This is a genomic window from Marinobacterium lacunae (genome assembly GCF_000705555.1).
Taxonomy (GTDB): domain Bacteria; phylum Pseudomonadota; class Gammaproteobacteria; order Pseudomonadales; family Balneatricaceae; genus Marinobacterium_D; species Marinobacterium_D lacunae.
The window spans coordinates 302,620-321,945 of sequence record NZ_JMQN01000015.1 but is presented as its reverse complement, the minus strand read 5'-3'; the positions used below and the strand labels follow the sequence as shown (position 1 = coordinate 321,945).

The window sequence follows — 19,326 nt, the reverse complement described above, 5'->3', positions numbered from 1 at the left end:
GATCAGTTGGTTTGGGTATGGCGCAGCCAGTCTACCACCAGGGCAATCTGGTCGCTCTCCATCAGCGAGGGTGCGTGGCCGATATCGGGCAGGGTATGTACCCTCAGGTCGGGGCGCTGCGCACGCATGCGGGAGACGACATCCTGACTGAGCACATCGGATACTTCGCCGTGCAGTAGCATCTGAGGACAGCTTACCTGCTGCCAGATCGGCCAGATATCCACATCCTCTCCGGCACTCCTGCGCGCATTATGCGCAATTGCCGGGTCGTAATGCAGCCCCAGAAGATCATTTTCACACTGGCGCTTGCCATGCATCGCCAAGTGCTGCCATTGGCGATCGCTCAGACCTGCCAGTGCGGTGTAGGTCTGACGCATCCAGCCCTCAAGCTCCGCTTCGGAGCCAAAACGATGATCACCCAGATACTCGCAAATCCGCGCCAGTGCCGCCCGGGGGATAAAGGGGCCTATATCGTTCAGTACCAACCGCCGGATCGGTGTACCCGGCTGTGCGGCTATCACCATGCCGATCAGGCCACCTAGGGATGTGCCCACCCAATCGACCTGCTGCACTCCAAGCCGGGCAATAAGTGCCACCATATCCTGCACATATTGAGGCAGTGAGTAATCCTCGGGGTTGGTCAGCCAGTCACTTTCGCCGCGCCCAGGGAGGTCTGGGCATATCACGCGATAGTTGCGGCTGAGCGCCAGCGCCAGATCGTCGAAATCGCGGCTGTTGCGTGCCAGCCCATGCACACAGATCAGAACCCGCTCATTGTCCGCGTTGCCCCACTCTTGATAGTGCAAACGGTGGAAGCCCCGGGAATCCAGTACCGCGATATCGCCTCTGCGCATGTTTACCCCCATAGATCCTGTTATTGGCAATCCGATCTGACGCCGGCTACGTAAAGCTTTGTAAATATAGCGACAGCTGTCGCCTCAGGTAGTTAGAATCGAGCATCAAGCAGAAGTTTCTAATATAGACGCTGTAGATCCGGATAGTCGCGACAGGGAGCAACGATGTCTGTAAAACGTTTCACGCTTCGCCACCTGAAGTGGCTGTTACCGCTCGTGTTACTGGTGGGATCGGCGATGGTCTTCAGCACTCTGCAGGCAACAAAGCCGCAGCCGCCGGCCCAGCCAATTCAGGAGCGCAGCTGGAGCGTCCACGCCGAAACCGTCAAGCCGATGCGCCTAAACCCCCAGGTTGAACTCTACGGTGCAGTGGAAACCCCGAAAATGGCCACCCTGAGTGCCGCACTGGAAGCCGATCTGGTCGAACTGCTGGCGCTTGAAGGCGAGTCGGTCATCAAGGGGCAGCTGCTGGCCCGTCTGGACAATCGCGACGTACAGATCGAGATACGCCAGCAAGAGGCGCAACTGGCCAGTATTGCCGCTCAGATCAACGCCGAACAGGTGCGCTTTCGTGCCGACAATGACGACCTGAAACTGCAGCGCGAGCTGGTGGCGCTTAAAGAGAAGGACATGGCACGCTACGAGAATCTGGCGCAGCGCAAGATGGCCAGCCAGCAGCAGATCGACAGCGCACGCACCGCCTTGCAGCAGCAACGCCTGAACCTGAACAGCCTGCGCGAGGCAATCGCCGACCACCCCAATCGCATGGCGCAGCTCGACGCCGAACGGATGCGCATTGAGGCGCAGCTTGAAAGCCTCAATCTGGATCTGGAGCGCACCGAGATCCGCGCGCCATACAACGCCCGCATCGCGGCGGTTTATGTCGCCCAGGGCGACAGAGTGCGCACCGGCGATGGGCTGTTCGATCTCTATGCCGTCGAGCAGCTTGAGGTGCGCGCCCAGATACCGGAGCGGCTGCTCAGCCAGCTGCGCCCGGCGATGCAACAAGGGGCAGGCAAGATCAACGCCAGCGCCAGCCTCGATGGTCTGGCGCTGAAATTGGAGCTGGACCGACTCGGCGCCACAGTCAGTGACGGCAAGGCCGGTGTTGATGCTCTGTTTCGTCTGGTCAATCCGCCACTGGCGCCGGAACCCGGGCGCTCCCTGCGCCTGCATGTGCAGCTACCAGCCAGTGACAATCTCATCGCCCTGCCGCCAACAGCCCTGTATGGCACCGACCGCATCTACCGCATTACCGACTCAAGGCTCGACCCGGTTACCGTTACCCGCATCGGACAGTTGACCACCGAGGATGGCGACTCCCGGGTACTGGTCAAAAGCGACACCTTGGAAAGCGGGCAGCAGGTCATCACCACGCAACTGCCGAACGCCATCGCGGGCCTTCTGGTCGAGGTCACGGAGTAAACCATGCAACAGCGGGACACAGGCCCCCTGAGTGGGCTGATCACACTGTTCACCACCCATCGGGTCGCGGCCAACCTGCTGATGGTGCTGATGCTGCTTGGCGGGTTCTACGGTCTGAAAAAGCTGAACGTGCAGTTTTTCCCCACCTTCGAGCTGGATGTGCTGACCGTCAGTGTGACCTGGCGCGGCTCCACCGCCGAGGATGTGGAGCGCTCGGTACTGCTGCCGCTGGAGGAGGAGCTACGCTCGCTCGATGGCATCAAGGAGATGATTTCGACCGCCCGTGACGGGTCGGCATCGATCCGGATCGAGCTGACCGAGACCACCGATGTCGACTACGCCCTCTCCGAAGCCAAGCAGAAAGTGGATTCGGTGCGTGGCGAGCTGCCCGATGATGTGGAGGAGCCGCTGGTCCAGCGCGTGACCCGTTACGAGGGGATCGCCGACCTGATCCTGACCAGCGACAAAGCCTCGTTGCCTGAGTTACGCATCATGGCGCGTCAGTTCGAGCAGGAGCTACTCAAACGCGGTATCCGCAAGATCGACTTTGTCGGCATGCCCGAGCAGGAGCTGGCGATACAGCTGTCACCCTCAGAACTCTCCCAGCTGGGCATGACCTTCAACGAGGTGGTCGAGAAAATACGTCTGCGCAGCGTGGACTTGCCCGCTGGCACCGCCGCCCAAAGCGAAGGCTCGCGTCAGCTGAGAAGCCTTGGCCAGCAGCGTGACGTGCAAGGCTTCGAGCAGCTGCCATTGCTGGCCTCCACCGACGGCCAACGACTGCGCCTTGGCGATATTGCCTTGATCGAAAAACGTGATGCCGATAATCAGGTCCTGCTCAACTATCAGGGCCAGCCGGCGATCCTGCTTGAGCTCAAACGCACGGAGAACGACGACAGTCTGGTCGGCGCCGGTATCTTCAACCGCTGGCTTGAAGAGACCCGGCCCAAGCTACCGGCCGGGCTACAGCTGATCCCCTATCAGGAGCGCTGGCAGCTGATACAGGATCGCATCGAGCTGCTGCTGAAAAACGGTCTCAGCGGCCTGGCACTGGTCATCGCGATACTGTTCCTGTTCCTGAACGGGCGCGTGGCGTTCTGGGTTACCGTCGGCATTCCGGTATCCTTCATGGCGACGCTCGCGGTGCTCTACGCCATAGGCGGCACCATCAACATGATTTCACTATTCGGCCTGATCATGGCGTTGGGGATCATCGTCGATGACGCCATCGTGGTCGGTGAAGATACGCTGACCCACGCGCAGATGGGCGAATCATCCCGACACGCTGCGATTGGTGGCGCGTTGCGCATGAAGGCACCGGTTATCGCCTCCTCGATGACCACCATCGCGGCCTTTCTGCCGCTGCTGCTCATCGGCGGCATCATCGGCAACATCATGGCGGATATTCCCACCGTGGTGATCTGCGTCATCCTGGCCTCGCTGGTCGAATGTTTCCTGGTATTGCCCGGCCACCTGTTCCACTCCCTGCGCAAGACCGATGCGGTACATCCGAGCCGGTTGCGTCAGCGTCTGGATGGCGGGTTCAACCATTTTCGCGACCGTATATTCCGCCCCTTCATCGAGCGTGCGATCCAGTTCCGCTGGACGGTACTGGCCCTGGCGCTGGGCCTTTTGATCGTCAGCATCGGCCTGGTCGCAGGCGGGCGCATGAAGTTCACCTTCTTCCCATCAGTGGAGCAGGACACCCTTGATGCCAGCGTGCAGTTCGCCGCCGGCACGGACGCAAACACGGTCAAACGCTTTCTCGATCACATGGGTGAGACCCTGTATGAAACCGACCGGGCACTCGGCGGCGGACAGGTCAAGATGAGTCTGGCGCGTCAGCGCACTGCGCTGTTCAGCCGCACCGGTGCCGGCAGTTCCCGCGGCGACGAGTTTGGCGTGCTGTCTGTTGAGCTATACCCCGCCGATACACGTGGCATGCCCACATCTGCCTTCATCCGCCAGTGGCGCGAGCGTATCAAGATGCCGGCCGGCGTCGAGCGTTTCTCCATCGATGTGGCACAGGGCGGCCCTCCCGGCAAGCCGATCGAGGTCAAGCTGACCGGTAAAGACCTTGGCGCACTGAAGGCCGCGTCCCTGCAACTGCAGCGTGACCTGAAAGCCTACAGCGGCCTGTCCAACGTGGATGACGATCTGCCCTTTGGCACCTCTCAGCTGATCTACAGCCTTACACCCTCGGGGGAAGCCGCGGGCCTGAGTCTGGAGCAGGTGGGACGCCAATTGCGGGCCGCGTTCGACGGCGTCGAGGTGCAGTCTTTCTATGAGGGCCAGGATCAGATCAAGGTTCGGGTGATCCTGCCCGAGCGCGAGCGCAATCGGATGAGCACGCTGGAGCAACTCCCCATCGTACTCCCTGACGGCAGTGTCACGCCGGTGACCAACGTGGTTGAGTTCACTGCGCGTCAAGGGTTTGATTCTCTGCAACGCATCGACGGCGAACTGGCAATCAACGTGTCGGCAGACCTGAACGAAAACCAGACCAACGCCAACGAAGTGATATCCGCCCTGCAACGGGAGGTCATCCCCGGCTTGAGCGCCCGCTACGGTATTTCGGCCAGTTTCGAGGGCAAAAACCGAGACCAGCGCGAAACGCTGGCCGACATGAAGCTGGGACTGGTCATCGCGCTGGCGCTGATCTATATCATCCTGGCTTGGGTGTTCGCGTCCTACAGCTGGCCGCTGACGGTGATGCTGGCCATTCCGCTGGGCATTACCGGTGCCCTGCTCGGGCACTTCATCACCGGCCAAACCCTGACAGTGCTGTCGCTGTTCGGTGTATTTGGCCTCTCCGGTATCGTGATCAACGACTCTATCGTGCTTGTCACCTTCTACAAGCACCTCAGGGAGCAGGGACTGGCTATCCAAGATGCCGTTGTGGAGGCGGCCTGCCAACGTCTACGTGCCGTGCTGCTGACATCGTTGACCACCATCGGTGGCCTGACCCCGATTCTGTTCGAAACCTCGCTGCAGGCGCAGTTCCTGATCCCGATGGCCACCTCCATCGTGTTCGGTCTGGCTTATGGCACGCTGCTCATACTGGTTGTGGTTCCCTCAATGTTGACCATACTGGAAGGTGCGCGTGACTGGCTGGGCTTTAAACCCCGTACAGAGCATCAGGCGGTCACGGCTCCCGAGTAACCGCACAGGGAGGCGAAGATGAAACGCACCGAACATGACAGCCTCGGACCGGTCGACGTACCCGCCGAGGCACTCTACGGCGCCCAGACTCAACGCGCGGTGGATAACTTCAATATCAGCGAGCGTCGGCTGCAGCCGGCGTTCATACATGCCCTTGCGCACATCAAGGCTGCGTGTGCGAAAACCAACGCCGAACTTGGCCTACTTGACCAGGATGCGGCGCAGGCCATCGAGGCGGCGGCCAAACGCATCATCGCCGGCGAGTTTTACGACCAGTTCCCGGTCGATGTTTTTCAGACCGGCTCCGGCACCAGCACCAACATGAACATGAACGAGGTGCTCTCGCATCTGGTCGAGCGCGATTCAGGGCTCACGCTGCACCCAAACGACCATATCAACATGAGCCAGAGCTCAAACGATGTGATCCCGACGGCACTGCACCTTAGCAATCTGAACGAGCTGCATCTGACCCTGTTACCGGCACTGCGCCACCTCGACGATACCATCCGGCGCAAGGCTTCCACTCTACATGAGGTGGTCAAGACCGGCCGCACTCACCTGATGGACGCTATGCCACTGACCATGGAGCAGGAACTCACCGGCTGGCACCACCAGCTGACAGCCTCGATCGAGCGTCTCGATCAGGTAACCCCGCGCCTTGCCCAGCTCGCACAGGGCGGCACTGCCGTCGGCACCGGCATCAACGCCCCGGTGGCCTTCCCACGCCTGTTCTGCCGCCACCTCAGCGCCCAGACAGGGATGACCCTGAGCCCGGCCAAGAGCTTTTTCACCGCACTGTCGAGCCAGGATACGGCGTTGGAGCTGTCCGCTGCGATGCGCACCTGTGCCACCACGTTGATCAAGATCGCCGATGACCTGCGCTGGATGAACTCAGGCCCACTGGCCGGTGTAGGTGAAATTGAGCTGCAGGCCCTTCAGCCGGGCTCTTCGATCATGCCGGGTAAGGTGAATCCGGTCATACCCGAAGCCGTGCTGATGACCTGCATGCAGGTGTGCGGCAACGACACTACCGTAGCGTTAAGTGCGCAGCGCTCTAACTTCCAGCTCAACGTGATGCTGCCGGTCATCGCCTATAACCTGCTGGAGAGCCAGTCGCTGCTGGCCAACGCCGCCAACGCACTCGGCGAGAAGGCGATTGCCTCCTTCGAGGTACGTCAGGAGCGCATCGAGCAGGCGCTGTCGCGCAACCCGATCCTGGTCACGGCGCTGAACCGGGTGATCGGCTACGAGAAAGCCGCCGCGCTGGCGAAACAGGCCTACGCCGAGGGGCGGCCGATCATTGATGTGGTGGAGCAGGAAACGGAGCTCAACCGCGAAGAGCTGGAGCAGATGCTCGATCCGCACCTGCTGACGCGGCCGGGAGGATAAGAGACCTCATGTATCGAGTAACTCTACGGCTTTAGCCCTGCGCTAAGGACGGGGGGATGCAAAAAAGCTGACACAGCCCCTACGAGGAGCAGGCTGCATCAGCTGAAGAGGCCCCGACATATACGGTTCGGCCGATATTTCAAAAGCAGCGTTAGCGCTGAGCCCTCAGCGCGATAAGCCCCCCATGCAGAGATATTTTGTCTCCAGATACTCCTCCAGCCCGTAGCGTGAGCCTTCGCGTCCCAGCCCGCTCTCCTTGATCCCGCCAAAGGGCGCAACTTCATTGGAGATGATCCCTTCATTAATGCCCACCATGCCGCTTTCGAGCGCCTCGGCCACACGCCAAATGCGCCCGATATCGCGGCTGTAGAAATATGAGGCCAAGCCGAATTCGGTGTCATTTGCCAGCGCTATGGCTTCATCTTCGGTGTGGAATCGGTACAGTGGCGCCACAGGACCGAAGGTCTCCTCACGGGTTACCAGCATCTCGGGAGTCACATCCGCTAGGATGGTCGGTTCGAAAAAGGTGCCGCCCAAGGCGTGTGGCTTGCCACCCAGTACAATCCGCGCACCCTTGGCAACGGCATCATCGACATGGCGCTGCACCTTCGCCAGCGCCGCCTCGTTGATCAGCGGCCCCTGCTGCACGTCCCCTTCCAGCCCGGCACCAACAGTTAGTGCAGAGACCGCGGCACTCAGCTTTTGCGCGAACGCATCGTAGACGCCATCCTGGACCAGGATACGGTTGGCACAGACGCAGGTCTGTCCGGTATTGCGGTATTTGGATGCCAGCACACCTGCGACGGCGGCATCCAGGTCTGCATCGTCAAACACAATGAAGGGCGCGTTGCCACCGAGTTCGAGGCTCACTTTCTTGACGGTGTCGCTGGACTGGCGCATCAGCAGCTTGCCCACCGGCGTTGATCCGGTAAAAGACAGCTTGCGGACAATCGGGTTGGAGGTCATCTCGCCACCAACCAGGCTGGCGTTCTCCTTGGAGCAGGTGATGATGTTGAGCAACCCGTCCGGCAGCCCCGCACGCTTGGCCAGCAGCGCCAGCGCGAGCGCACACAGGGGCGTTTCGGGCGCGGGTTTCACCACCACCGGACAGCCGGCAGCCAGTGCTGGCGCCACCTTGCGGGTAATCATCGCAATCGGGAAGTTCCACGGCGTAATCGCCGCCACCACACCCACCGACTGTTTGGTGACCACGAGACGCTTGTCCGCGGTCGGTGACGGAATAACATCGCCATAGGCACGTTTGGCTTCCTCGGCAAACCACTCTATAAAGCTGGCGCCGTAGGCCACCTCCCCTTTTGCCTCCGCCAGCGGTTTGCCCTGCTCTGCCGTCATCAGGCGCGCCAGATCATCCTGGGCCGACATCACCAGCTCATACCAGCGCTGCAGAATCTGCGCCCTTGCCTTAGCTGGCCGCGACCGCCAATCGAACCAGGCGGCCTGTGCAGCTTCAATCGCCCTGCGCGTTTCACTGGCTCCCATATCCGGTACGCTGGTCAGCAGCTCAGCGTTTGCCGGATTGGTCACGGCCAGCGTTTTACCATCTTCAGCCTCGCTCCAGACGCCATTTATAAACGCCTGGGAGCGCAGCAACTCAGGATCATTCAAAGTCAAATACATTACGCTTCTTCCTGTAGATTCGGAACGACTTGCACGGCTATCGCCATCGGGCCCCTAGCCCAGCGAATCACCATGCCTGCTCGTATATTGCCAACGCAGAGGCTTGATCCACCTCGCGAGGATTGTTGACCAGCAGCCGTGTTTGTTTCATCGCATCGACTGCCATTCTCGGCAGATCGGATTGTGCGATCCCGAGCTCACGCAGACGGGTCTGCAGCCCAAGCGTTCTGCACAGACCGGCCAAATGCTCGATCAGTAGCTGTGCACGCCCCGCACTGGATGCGCTGGCCGCTTGCGGCAGCAGGTCGACGGCAAGTTCGGCATAGGCCGATTCACAGGCCGCGGCGTTGAACCGCATTACATGCGGCAGCACCAGCGCATTGGACAACCCATGCGGAACATGGAAGATGCCCCCTATCGGGTAGGCCAACGCGTGAACGGCAGCGACCGGGGAGTTGGCAAATGCCTGTCCCGCCAACATGGCACCGAGCAACATCGCCGACCGCGCCGCAATATCCCCACCCTGGTGTACGGCCTTTTCGATATTGGCGTTGAGCAGTTGCAGCGCCTGGCGCGCGAGTATGCTGGAGATCGGATTATTATTCGGTGACTTAGAGGTATAAGCCTCGATCGCGTGGACCATGGCATCGATACCCGTAGCCGCTGTTACATGGGGTGGCAGGCCCAGTGTCAGCTCGGCGTCCAACAGGGTCAGATCGGGGAGCAGCTGAGGTGCGACAACACCCTTCTTTTCCGACTCGCCCACGGTGATGATCGAAACCGCCGTGACCTCCGAGCCGGTGCCGGCCGTCGTCGGTATCTGGATCAACGGCAAACGTTTCCCCCTGGCGATACCGACGCCGTAGATGTCGTCCAGCGACTCTCCGCCACCGACAAGCAACGCCACCAGCTTGGCCACATCCATGGATGAGCCCCCGCCAAGGCCAATAATGCCGTCCACCCGCGCGTTACGCGCCTGCTCACAGGCACATTGGACGACCTCCGCCGGTGGGTCGGCCACTACCGCGTCGAAGACCACCAGATCAAGACCCGCCTCTGACAGTGCACGCTCCACGGGTTCGAGCAGCCCAGCGGCGACCACGCCCGCATCGGTGACGATCTGTATCCGCTGACCTATCTGCTCCCTGGCAATCGCGCCCAGTCGCGCGACGGCACCGGCTTCACAGAGAATGCTTTTCGCCGTATTGAAGGTAAAACCTGACATCACTCATCCTCCTTTAGTGCTGCTCAATTGGCGTGACACTGCCACGCTCTATCCGGTAGCCGGCATCGAGCAGGTCAGCGGAATGGGTGTAATCGGACTCGGACAGCAAAACCGTGAGTCCTTCATCCTTCAGTGTGTGCAGCACGCTTGCCAGACGACGCGACAGTGCCGGCGCCACCCCCTCGAAGGGCTCATCGAGCAGCAGCAGATGACTTCCGCTCATCAGCGCTCGGGCCAGTGCTACCAGTTTCTGCTGCCCGCCGGACAGCTGCAGTGCGCGGCGTGACGAGAACGCCTCCACCTCCGGCATCAGCTCATATATCCAGGCCAGACGCGAGGTCAGGTTAGGAATTTCGTTCGCCCAGGCCGGAACCAGAATGTTCTCCTCCACGGTTAGGTCCGGCACCAACCGGCGGTCTTCAGGCATATAACCGACATGCAGGGCGGCCCGCTCATAGGCGCCTTCCACCGTCATATCCTGACCATCGATAATGACCTGTCCCGACGTCGGCTTGAGTAACCCCATAACGGTACGCAGCGATGTGGTCTTACCGGCACCGTTTCGGCCAATCAGGCCGACCATGGTGCCCTTTTCCACATTCAGATTGACGTCCCGTAGAATGGGCGTACCCGCGATACTGGCGTTGATATTTTCGAATTTAAGCATTGCGAACCTCCATAGGGACAACGGTCGATTCGTATGCGTCGGCGCTGTCCACCTCGATATCCAGATGGTGACCCACCACCAGCTCCTGCACCTTCGGGTCCGACAACACCTTGGCTGTTGTACCGTCCGCCAGGATACGGCCGTCGTAAAAGGCCAATACCCGGTCGGCGTAGCGCTGCACCACATCCATGTCGTGCTCCACGAACAGTGTCGCGGCATTACTTTTGCGCACCCTATTCATTACCGTTTCCATCAGCGCGAACTTATCCTCTATCGCGACTCCCGACGTCGGCTCGTCGAGCAGCATCAGGCGGGGCGATGACAGCATCGCCATGGCGATATCCAAAAGCTTCCTGACCCCCTGCGGCAGCGTCGCCACCACCTCATCGGCGTGACCGGCGATCTCATATTCAGCCAGTATCTCCAGCGCTTTACGTCGGCGTTTCTGGGAGTGCAACGGGCGCAGCAACGTCAGCTTGCGATCGACTGACAGCCCCAGGGCCACCAGCACGTTGTCGAGTACGCTCAGCTCCGGGAAGAGTTGTGCGACCTGGAAGGAGCGCCCCACACCGGCGCGGACGACAGCACGGGGCTGCAAGCCGACGATGCTGCGGCCATCGACCAGGATTTCACCGGCGGAGGGTTTCAGATAGCCCGTCACCATATTGATAAAGGTAGTTTTGCCCGCGCCATTGGAGCCGATCACACCCACGACTTCGCCGGCGTTTATCGACACATTGATATCGACAGCGGCGGTTACGGCACCAAAGCTACGTTCTAAGTTTCTGGTTTCCAGCAGTGCACTCATCGACTTATCCTCGGGCTTGACGGCTGAAGCGGCTGACCAGCGACCACAGGCCGGAGGGCAGGAAGATGATGATCAACAGCAGCGTGCTGCCCAGGATCATCTGCCAGGTGTAAGGAGCGATGGCGAACGCGTAGGTGCGCAACAGTTCGAACAGCCCGGCACCGACCATAGGTGCCGCCACATGGGATGTGCCCCCCATCAGCGCGATAAAGACAAACTCACCGGACGTCGTCCAATACGCCATCTCCGGGTCGACATGGCCACTGACCAACGCGGTAACAGTGCCACCGATGCCAGCTAGTGCTGCCGCGATCAGATACTTTGTGTAGATGATGCGAAACACCGATGTGCCCAGGTACTCGACGCGGATCTCGTTCTCCCGCACCGCTTCCCCGGCGTAGCCGGAAAGTGAGCGGAAATAGAGCCACATCAGTGATCCAAGTATCATGACCATGACCACCGCGACGGCCAGCACCAGATCGCTCGAGGCGTCGTCGGACGGTACCCAGCCAAGCAGACTCGGACGCAGAACGTTGAAGCCGTCGGTCGAACCCAAGACAGAGCTGCGTACCAGCAGGCCGTACAGGATCATCGAAAATGCCATCGAAAACATGGCAAAGAAGATGCCGCGATAACGGCACAACAAAAGCCCCACCAGAGCCGCCACCAGCACCGAGGCGGCGATGGAGGCCAGCAGAATCAGCAGCACGTCACTGATACCGGCAAACTGCGTCAACGTGCCGGCGACGTATGCACCGATGCAGTAGTAGAGCCCCTGGCCAAACGAGACCAGTCCCGCACGCATCAGTAATACGACACCCAGTACCACGATCCCCTTGCCCATTGCGATGATCATCAGGTAGGAGAGCCATTCGGGCACCAGCAGGCCAAGCACAAACAGGCCCAGCGCACCGCCTATCAACAATAAAATACTCTTAGTCTGCATCAGATTTTCCTCGCACTGGCCACGGCAAAGAGCCCTTGAGGACGGATCGCAAGCACCAGACCCATCACCGCGTAGATGACGAACAGTTCGACCTCAGGGTAGAGATGCACGGCGGCGGCGCGTGCAAGACCAACAATTAACGCGCCGACTAACGCACCGGAAACGCTACCCAGTCCGCCGATAACGACAACGGCAAAGGCCAGCACAATCACCTCGATACCGATGCCCGGGACAACGGAAAGCCCCGGCGCCGTCAACGCGCCAGCCAGGGCCCCCAGTCCAGCACCAATCAGGAAGGTGATGGTAAAGATGCGGGACACGTTGATACCCAGCGCCTGCGCGATTTCGCGGTCATGAATCACCACCCGCAGCAGCTTGCCGTTGCGGGTGCGGTTCAGGCCGTACCAGAGCGCCAGGCCAATCAGGGTGCTGACAACGATGAGCATGAAGTCGTAATTGGCAAAGGAGAGTCCGGCCAGTTTGGTTCGGCCGAGCAGCGAATAGGGCTGGTAAGCGAAGTAGGGTTCCACCCCCCAGATCAACTTGATCGCATCCTCCAGGATCAGCAGGATCGCATAGGTGACCAGAATCATGACCACCTCATTACGTCCATACATGAAGCGCAGGAGCCCACGCTCGATCAACAGGCCGATGAACAGCCCGGCAATCAGGGCGGCGCCGATCAGCACGGCAAAACTGAGCCAGGGCACGGAGCCGGTCGAAAAATACCAGCCGACCATTCCGGCACCGGCATAAGCGCCGATAGCGTAAAAACTGCCATGCGCCATATTCAGTATGCGCATGACGCCATAGATCAGCGTCAATCCGGCCGCGATAATGAACAGCCAGGAGGCGTAGACGACGCCATCGATAATAATTGCGAGTAGTTGTGTCATTACTACATCCCATACCTTCGCGCCAAAGGCGCGCAGCAGACTGCACAGAGAGAGTTCGGCTCTCCCTACGTGTCGGGTCATTGCGGATAGTTGCGGGTAACTCCAAGGCGTGGCGCTCGGCCGGTTCAGCCAAGCGCCGACCTCGGTTTGCGGATCAGTCGCACTTGGCTCCTGGCATGCCGGCCTTGATCCACTCTTCGGTGATGGCACCTTCCGGCGGGTTTACGCAGTCCGCCGCATAACGGCGCACATCGGTAAAGCCGATCTCGCCATTGCTACGGGTCAGTCGGCCATAAACCATCTCGGTGGCCGCTTGATGGCCCTTGCCACGATTCATGCTGACCTTTCCGCCCGGACCCTCGAACTCCATGTATTCGAAGGCGTCGATCACCTGCTCGGTGGTGGCGTCTGCGCCAGCCTTGTCGTACGCCAGCTTCAGACCGATGACCGCTTGCGCCATGTGATAAGCCGGGTAGGTCGGCGGGGTACCGAAACGCTTGGTGAACTCGCTCTGGAACCAGGTATTGAGTTCACTTTCGGGGGCGAAGGGCCCAAACGGGCCGCGGGCGCCGATAATAACGCCATCGGGAAGATGTTCGCCGAGGCTGTTCAATGCGGTCTCCCCGGCGGTGAATATCATCTGGTTATCTTCAAGCAGTCCACGCGCCGCCGCCTGAAGCACCAATGCATCGGTATCGCCGCCCCAGAACGAGGTGTGTACCACATCCGCCGGCTTGACCATCAGGGCGGATATTTCAGCGCCATACTGGCCAGCGAAAAGTTTCGGGAACTGTTCGGTGGTTATTTCGATATCGCCACTGCGCAGTACCTTCAGCGTTTCGGTGAAGTCTCTCCAGCTGTCGTGGCCCCAGGAATAGTTCTGATTTATGCCGGAGATGCTTTTCAGGCTATCGACGGTTTCGTTGATATACCGTGCCGCTGCGATGTTATCCATGCTGGCGGTAGAGTGGCTGCGAAACACATACTTGTAATCACCCTCCTCGAACACGCGCGGCGTGCCGCAGTCAAACAGCACCGTCAGCGTCTTCAGCTCTTCCGCCACCGGCGGAATCGCCAGACAGTCTCCTGAGGAGATATAGCCGACGATGCTGTCCACACCTTCACGGTCCACGAGGTTGCGATACTCCGCGGTCTGCTTGGTTGCCCCCCCCGCCTCATCGACATAGATGGGTTTGATCTGACGACCGTCGATCCCCTTGCCGCTGATCGGCGCCGGCAGCGTACCGTCATTGATCGCATCGATAACCAGATCAGCCGCATTCTTGGCGGGGATGCCAAAGGGTCCGGATGCGGCGCCGGAGAGGAAGGTGACCAGGCCGAGCTTATACTCCTCGGCGGCCTGCACGCTGGTGACCAAGGTACCGGCAGCAACTGCACAGGCAAGGGACAGGGGTTTTAGTGAATCCAATCGCATAATGGCTCCTGAGTATTGTTGTTATCTGTTCAGGTGATGTCAGCGCAGCGAACCGACGGCTAATGCCTGATCGATCCGAAACGGCTGGGGATAATGCAACGATGCATCGCTGCGACCTGTATACAGCAACCCTCATGCCACTCAGGAAATACGATATATCAAATTGTTTTTATTGATATTATTTTACAAACTCGGTCATTCACGAAAAAGATGAGCGGTAACCGCTCGGGTTATGAGCGCACCATGAGCGTTTTCCGCTCAACCTGTTGGGTCAACGCTCAAGGTCGCGCGGGTAGTAGACACGCCAATTACCCAGCATCACCCGCGCCGGCGGATAGGCCCGGTTTTCCACCGTCTCGCCAACGGCCATCACCTGCTGGATCTGGTGGGTGACCGGATCGATGGTCGATGTAAAACCGTCCGGATCTTCCGGCAGCTTTATTTTCATCCCCTCAAGCGCGGCAATCAGTGCCTCACGGTCGTTGTAGGGCGGACCGACCGCTCGACCTGCCTGTGCAATCGCCAGGATACCGGCAAACGCGCCTTCCGCACCGGAGGAGGGGAAATAGCCAGTTTCGTTGTGAAATTGATTGACAAACCAGCGGTTTAACTCGGTATCGGGCCAGTTCACGTGGTGCCTAGAGGAGAGCAGCAGTCCTTGTGGCATCTTGGCGCCCAGTTGCGAGAAGATCTCATAGTCGGCACCTTTCTCGAAATTGGCGAAAGTGGTCGTTTTGAACAGCGGCGTCTCAATCGCCTGATTGACGAATGCAACGATATCGCCCCCCCAGAGGCTGTTCACCACTAAATCCGGTTTGGCCGAGATCAACTCGCTGATATAGCGGCTGTAGTCCGGCTCGTTGAGATTGGGCCAGAGTACTCGGACCACCTCGTAGGGCACGCCGAAGCGGTCCAGTGCCGAACGAAAGTCGCTCCACACCTGATAGCCATACTCGTAGTCGGGCCCCAGGTACGCCAGCGAGAGCGGACGCCTGGCAAGGGTGTCGGCAAAGCGCTCCTTTACATAGAGCGCGCCCGCCGCCATCGACTGCCAGGAGTCGTTGGTAACCCGGAAGTATCCCTTGTGCAACAGCTCCCCGGTCAGACGCGAGGATGCATGGTCCGTCCCGATCATAATCACGCCGCGCTCACGCGACAGTTCCGACACCTCCACCGCCACCGAGGAGTTGACGACACCGCAGAGAAAGCCCGCCGAGTAGTCGTTGATAAACCGTTCCGCCACACCAACCGCAGTGGCGCGCTTGGACTTGGTATCACCCAGTATCACCCTGAGTTTCGGCCAGTTGCCCGGCTCGCGCGCAAGGTACTCCAGGCCCAGCTTGATCCCTACCACCGAATCCCGCCCCAGCACACCTGCGCGGCCCGACATCGGGAACAGGCAACCGACCACGATATCGGCATCATCGGCCGTCGCCCCCATCTCGTCGTAAGCCGCCGCTCTGAACGCATAAAGAGAGCAAAGCAGCGTCAGCAGAAGCATTATTCCGGCCCGCAAAACGGGTACTGCCGGCCTCAGGTTATTCATAGTCGCCCAACTTTAGCTTCTGCATACGCCGCTTCAGCGCGTGCCGCGATATGCCCAGCCATTCGGCTGCCATCCCTTTGCGGCCGTTGGCCCGATTAAGCGCTTCCAGTATGTACTCCCGCTCACGCTGCATGATCTCCTCGGCCAGCATGCCGTCGGGAGTCATCTCGGCGCCGTCATCTCTCGCCACATTCTGCGCCGATGCGCCACTGTCCAGGCTTCTCTCCGCCGGCAGTGCGGAGTGCTGAATCTCCACTGGCAGCTCCGCAACACCAATTTCACTGCCGGAATAGAGAATTGTCAGCCGCTCGATCATGTTGCGCAGCTCGCGCACGTTCCCCGGCCAGTGGTAGGCACGCAAACGCGCCGCCGCCTCTGCCGACAGCGAGATCGGCTGACACCCCTCCTGGCGGGCAAACTCGTCGACGAAATAGGCCAGCAGGGCCGGGAGATCCTCACACCGCTCCACCAGGGCGGGGACGCTCAGCGGCATCACATTCAAGCGGTAGTAGAGATCCTCGCGAAAACGTCCTGCCGCTGACTCCGCCTGTAGATCTCGATTGGTCGCGGCGATGATTCTGATATCCGCACTGCGCTCGACGGTCCCCCCCACGGCACGAAAGCGATGCGTCTCGAGAAAGGTCAGCAGTTTCGCCTGCAGTGCCAGGGGCAGCTCGCCGATCTCATCCAAAAACAGCGTACCGCCGTCCGCCAGTTCAACCAGCCCGCTACGCTTTTTGTCGGCACCGGTATACGCCCCACGTTCAGCGCCAAACAGCTCAGCCTCGAGCAGACTCTCCGGCAGCGAGGCACAGTTAACGGATACGAATGCGGCATCCGGATTTCTGACATTGTGCAGCGCCTTTGCAACCAGGGTTTTGCCGCCACCCGAAGGGCCTAGCAGCAGGATGGTCTTAACCGAGCTGGCACCGATACGCGAGACCTGACGGCGCAGCTCCTGCATAGCCGGACCGTCACCGATCAACCCGCTGTGATCCGCCATCTGGGTGCGGTAATACTGCACTTCATCGCTCAGCCGTTTCTGCTCGTAACAGCGCCTGATCAGCATTACCAGCTCATCCAGATCAAAGGGTTTGGTGATGTAGTCTTGAGCGCCTCGCTTGACCGCCTCCACCGCTGTACGCGTATCGCCATGAGCCGAAATCATAATCACCATCGGCGCGCCGGGGCCGTCATGGATCGCCTCCAGCACCTCAAGCCCCGACAGGTCGGGCAAGTTCAGATCAAGTAACAGGATATCCGGCTGCGCCGAGCGGACCGCTTCAATTCCGTCCTTGCCGGTGTAGGCGGACTCGACATGCATCTGCTCCTCCTGCAGCGAGAAGCTTAGGCTGCGTACCAGATTCCGCTCATCATCGACGATCAATACACGTGGACTACTCATGTCTTTCTAATTTCTCTCTGTCCGTGGTGTACAGCGGCAAGCGCAGGCTCACGCGCATCCCCTGCCCGGAAACACTGCGAAACGTCAGTTTGCCATCGTTCGAATGAGCCAGTTGGCTGCAGATGGATAGCCCCAACCCCGTGCCGCTGGATTTGGTGGTGTAAAACGGTTCGGTAAGATAGGCCAGTTGCTCCTGACTGACGCCGGGCCCGTTATCCTTGACGAAGAGGTATGCCGACAGCCCCTGGCGGCGCGCCTGCAGGCGCACCGTGCCGCCCATCGTTTCCATCGCCTGAATCGAGTTCATCACCAGGTTCATGATGATCTGTCGCACCTGTGCAGGATCGGCCCAGGCGTAGACCGCCTTGTCATGCACGACGGTTTCGATCTGAATACCATGGCTGTGGGCGATGCCATCCGCCAGCACTTTCACCGAGTCGATCAGCTCCTGCAGGTTGATACGGTTCGCCTCAGCCTGCCTCGGCCGGGCGTAATCGAGCAGCAGCTGCACCACATCGTTGGTGCGATCAATCTCATGGCTGACCATCTGCATCAGCTCCAGCCGGTGCGGCTCCGTTTCCTTGCGCGACAGTGCCTGAACGCTGGTTTTGATGGTCGCCAATGGATTGCGGATCTCATGGGCCACACCTGCCGCGAACTGTCCAAGCACAGCGCGACGCTCAACCTCCACCATCCCCCGAATCAGGCGTTTGAGCCGCAGCCGCATGCGCTCCTGTGCGAGCGCCAGCACCCCTATCTCAGCAGTGCCGCGGATATTGAGCGGCGTGTCGAAATCACCTCCGGCTACCCGCTCTGCCCCTTCTATCAGAGGGGTAATCTGGTCACTGAGACGTTGTGACAGGTGCCGCGCCAGCCAGACAATGCCGATGGCGGAGGCGAAGACCAGCAATAACAGTCCGAAACGGGCCAACTCCAGCGGAGAGTAAAGAGGATCCCCCAACCACAACAGTCGAATATTCCATCCGGGCAGAAACTCCGCGCCCACATCATCCCGTTCACTTAGTGCCGCATGGGGATCGACCTGTGTACCCAGCTGGCTCAAATAGACACCGTTCGGCGCTCGAAGCAGAGGCTGCTGCAGCCCCTGCAGCTCGAGGTCCCGCATGCGGTCGGTGAAACTGGTCAAACGCAATACCAGGCCGAGCCAAGCCGCCTGCTCCGGGTTATCGCTCTGATTCAATCCCAGTTTGAGCACCAGCCAACCCGGTCGATCGACATTCGGGGAAACCGGGCCAAGAAGTTCGGCATCACGCAGTGGCGTAATCGGCAGAGTGCCAAGATCGATGCCGACCCTGAGCGATTGGGGAAGATACCAATCCGGCGCGGAGGTGAACCGCCGCTTGAGAATGACACCGTATACATAGGGGCTATCCAGTTGCCGACGAAGCGTGCGATCGACCGCATCTGGAAGTAGAGCTCCGGTTCGCGTGGATCCGAGGTAGTCGGACAGCACCGGGTCATCGATCAACTCCTGCAGCTCGAACAAACGCTCTTGCAGGAAACTGGCCAGCAGATTCTCTGTCGCCGCCATGCGTGCGTTGGTTCGACTCTCGGCCACCTTATTCAGGGCTCTGACATATAGCGCATCATAAACCCCGGCCAACAGCAGCAGCGGAATCAACGCAATAAGCAGTGAGCTGAGCAGGTAACGGCGCGCAAGGCTGCTCCGCCTGAATAGATGCGGTTGGCTTTTCCGCCTCCCGGTTGAGCGCTTGGCCACGAGCGAACGACTCTTATTTATTATAGGGTTCGAATCTCGGCAGGATCCGATGTCTTGGAAGTATCGTATTACACTTAGCATGGACGCAAGCACTCGACATTGTCGGCTTATCGCTCAATAGCGTGAATACAGGTGCTTGAAACGCTTCCCCGAGCCTCTAAACGAGAGCAACGAACGGGTAATGGAGGG

At 59.9% G+C, this 19,326-nt stretch carries 14 protein-coding genes; 3 read left to right on the top strand and 11 right to left on the bottom strand.

The window, feature by feature from the left end; genetic code table 11:
• Window positions 1-2: 2 nt before the first annotated feature.
• Complete coding sequence (locus ADIMK_RS06070; RefSeq protein WP_036184945.1) at window positions 3-854, bottom strand: alpha/beta fold hydrolase; 852 nt, start codon at window positions 852-854, stop codon at window positions 3-5.
• Between the two features lie 165 nt (window positions 855-1,019).
• Between ADIMK_RS06070 and ADIMK_RS06065 the strand changes: the two genes are divergently transcribed.
• Genes ADIMK_RS06065 through ADIMK_RS06055 form a run of 3 tightly spaced genes read left to right on the top strand, consistent with a single transcriptional unit; the run spans window position 1,020 to window position 6,830 of the window.
• Window positions 1,020-2,279 carry an efflux RND transporter periplasmic adaptor subunit gene (locus tag ADIMK_RS06065; RefSeq protein ID WP_036184944.1) on the top strand — a complete coding sequence of 420 codons (1,260 nt, stop codon included), beginning with the start codon at window positions 1,020-1,022 and terminating at the stop codon, window positions 2,277-2,279.
• A 3-nt stretch (window positions 2,280-2,282) separates the two neighbouring features.
• Entirely contained in the window at window positions 2,283-5,441 is a 3,159-nt protein-coding gene (locus tag ADIMK_RS06060; protein WP_051692538.1) for an efflux RND transporter permease subunit, read from the top strand.
• A gap of 18 nt (window positions 5,442-5,459) precedes the next feature.
• Window positions 5,460-6,830 carry a class II fumarate hydratase gene (locus ADIMK_RS06055; protein ID WP_036184942.1) on the top strand — a complete coding sequence of 457 codons (1,371 nt, stop codon included), beginning with the start codon at window positions 5,460-5,462 and terminating at the stop codon, window positions 6,828-6,830.
• A gap of 165 nt (window positions 6,831-6,995) precedes the next feature.
• On the opposite strand, the gene ADIMK_RS06050 is transcribed toward ADIMK_RS06055, so the two are convergent.
• From ADIMK_RS06050 to ADIMK_RS06005, 10 genes are all read right to left on the bottom strand, one after another.
• A complete protein-coding gene (locus ADIMK_RS06050) occupies window positions 6,996-8,468 on the bottom strand; it encodes an NAD-dependent succinate-semialdehyde dehydrogenase (RefSeq protein WP_188750600.1) in 1,473 nt (490 codons plus the stop codon).
• Window positions 8,469-8,535: 67 nt separating this feature from the next.
• Window positions 8,536-9,693, bottom strand: a complete 1,158-nt coding sequence (locus ADIMK_RS06045; protein ID WP_036184940.1) for an iron-containing alcohol dehydrogenase — start codon at window positions 9,691-9,693, stop codon at window positions 8,536-8,538.
• Between the two features lie 13 nt (window positions 9,694-9,706).
• Window positions 9,707-10,360, bottom strand: coding sequence for an ATP-binding cassette domain-containing protein (locus ADIMK_RS06040; protein ID WP_036184938.1), 654 nt, complete (start codon window positions 10,358-10,360; stop codon window positions 9,707-9,709).
• Window positions 10,353-11,168: an ABC transporter ATP-binding protein gene (locus ADIMK_RS06035; protein WP_036184936.1), complete on the bottom strand. Its 816-nt coding sequence runs from the start codon at window positions 11,166-11,168 to the stop codon at window positions 10,353-10,355. The genes ADIMK_RS06040 and ADIMK_RS06035 overlap by 8 nt, the downstream gene beginning before the upstream one ends.
• Window positions 11,169-11,172: 4 nt before the next feature.
• Window positions 11,173-12,114 carry a branched-chain amino acid ABC transporter permease gene (locus ADIMK_RS06030; protein WP_036184934.1) on the bottom strand — a complete coding sequence of 314 codons (942 nt, stop codon included), beginning with the start codon at window positions 12,112-12,114 and terminating at the stop codon, window positions 11,173-11,175.
• On the bottom strand, window positions 12,114-13,010 hold the full coding sequence (locus ADIMK_RS06025; protein ID WP_036184931.1) for a branched-chain amino acid ABC transporter permease: 897 nt from the start codon (window positions 13,008-13,010) through the stop codon (window positions 12,114-12,116). Before ADIMK_RS06025 ends, ADIMK_RS06030 begins: the two co-directional genes overlap by 1 nt.
• Before the next feature lie 154 nt (window positions 13,011-13,164).
• Window positions 13,165-14,445, bottom strand: coding sequence for an ABC transporter substrate-binding protein (locus ADIMK_RS06020; protein ID WP_036184929.1), 1,281 nt, complete (start codon window positions 14,443-14,445; stop codon window positions 13,165-13,167).
• 271 nt (window positions 14,446-14,716) lie between these two features.
• Complete coding sequence (locus ADIMK_RS06015; RefSeq protein ID WP_051692536.1) at window positions 14,717-15,991, bottom strand: ABC transporter substrate-binding protein; 1,275 nt, start codon at window positions 15,989-15,991, stop codon at window positions 14,717-14,719.
• Window positions 15,984-17,396 (bottom strand): sigma-54-dependent transcriptional regulator, encoded by a 1,413-nt coding sequence (locus tag ADIMK_RS06010; protein ID WP_036184923.1) that lies wholly within the window; start codon window positions 17,394-17,396, stop codon window positions 15,984-15,986. Before ADIMK_RS06010 ends, ADIMK_RS06015 begins: the two co-directional genes overlap by 8 nt.
• A complete protein-coding gene (locus tag ADIMK_RS06005; protein WP_051692534.1) occupies window positions 17,389-19,137 on the bottom strand; it encodes a sensor histidine kinase in 1,749 nt (582 codons plus the stop codon). Before ADIMK_RS06005 ends, ADIMK_RS06010 begins: the two co-directional genes overlap by 8 nt.
• Between the last annotated feature and the right edge of the window lie 189 nt (window positions 19,138-19,326).

What these genes read in the sequence shown, in the direction of transcription:
- ADIMK_RS06045 (WP_036184940.1), bottom strand. Translation starts at nt 9,693, where the DNA reads ATGTCAGGTTTTACCTTCAATACGGCGAAAAGCATTCTCTGTGAAGCC.
- ADIMK_RS06040 (WP_036184938.1), bottom strand. Translation starts at nt 10,360, where the DNA reads ATGCTTAAATTCGAAAATATCAACGCCAGTATCGCGGGTACGCCCATT.
- ADIMK_RS06050 (WP_188750600.1), bottom strand. Translation starts at nt 8,468, where the DNA reads ATGTATTTGACTTTGAATGATCCTGAGTTGCTGCGCTCCCAGGCGTTT.
- ADIMK_RS06010 (WP_036184923.1), bottom strand. Translation starts at nt 17,396, where the DNA reads ATGAGTAGTCCACGTGTATTGATCGTCGATGATGAGCGGAATCTGGTA.
- ADIMK_RS06030 (WP_036184934.1), bottom strand. Translation starts at nt 12,114, where the DNA reads ATGCAGACTAAGAGTATTTTATTGTTGATAGGCGGTGCGCTGGGCCTG.
- ADIMK_RS06020 (WP_036184929.1), bottom strand. Translation starts at nt 14,445, where the DNA reads ATGCGATTGGATTCACTAAAACCCCTGTCCCTTGCCTGTGCAGTTGCT.
- ADIMK_RS06025 (WP_036184931.1), bottom strand. Translation starts at nt 13,010, where the DNA reads ATGACACAACTACTCGCAATTATTATCGATGGCGTCGTCTACGCCTCC.
- ADIMK_RS06055 (WP_036184942.1), top strand. Translation starts at nt 5,460, where the DNA reads ATGAAACGCACCGAACATGACAGCCTCGGACCGGTCGACGTACCCGCC.
- ADIMK_RS06070 (WP_036184945.1), bottom strand. Translation starts at nt 854, where the DNA reads ATGCGCAGAGGCGATATCGCGGTACTGGATTCCCGGGGCTTCCACCGT.
- ADIMK_RS06065 (WP_036184944.1), top strand. Translation starts at nt 1,020, where the DNA reads ATGTCTGTAAAACGTTTCACGCTTCGCCACCTGAAGTGGCTGTTACCG.
- ADIMK_RS06015 (WP_051692536.1), bottom strand. Translation starts at nt 15,991, where the DNA reads ATGAATAACCTGAGGCCGGCAGTACCCGTTTTGCGGGCCGGAATAATG.
- ADIMK_RS06060 (WP_051692538.1), top strand. Translation starts at nt 2,283, where the DNA reads ATGCAACAGCGGGACACAGGCCCCCTGAGTGGGCTGATCACACTGTTC.
- ADIMK_RS06035 (WP_036184936.1), bottom strand. Translation starts at nt 11,168, where the DNA reads ATGAGTGCACTGCTGGAAACCAGAAACTTAGAACGTAGCTTTGGTGCC.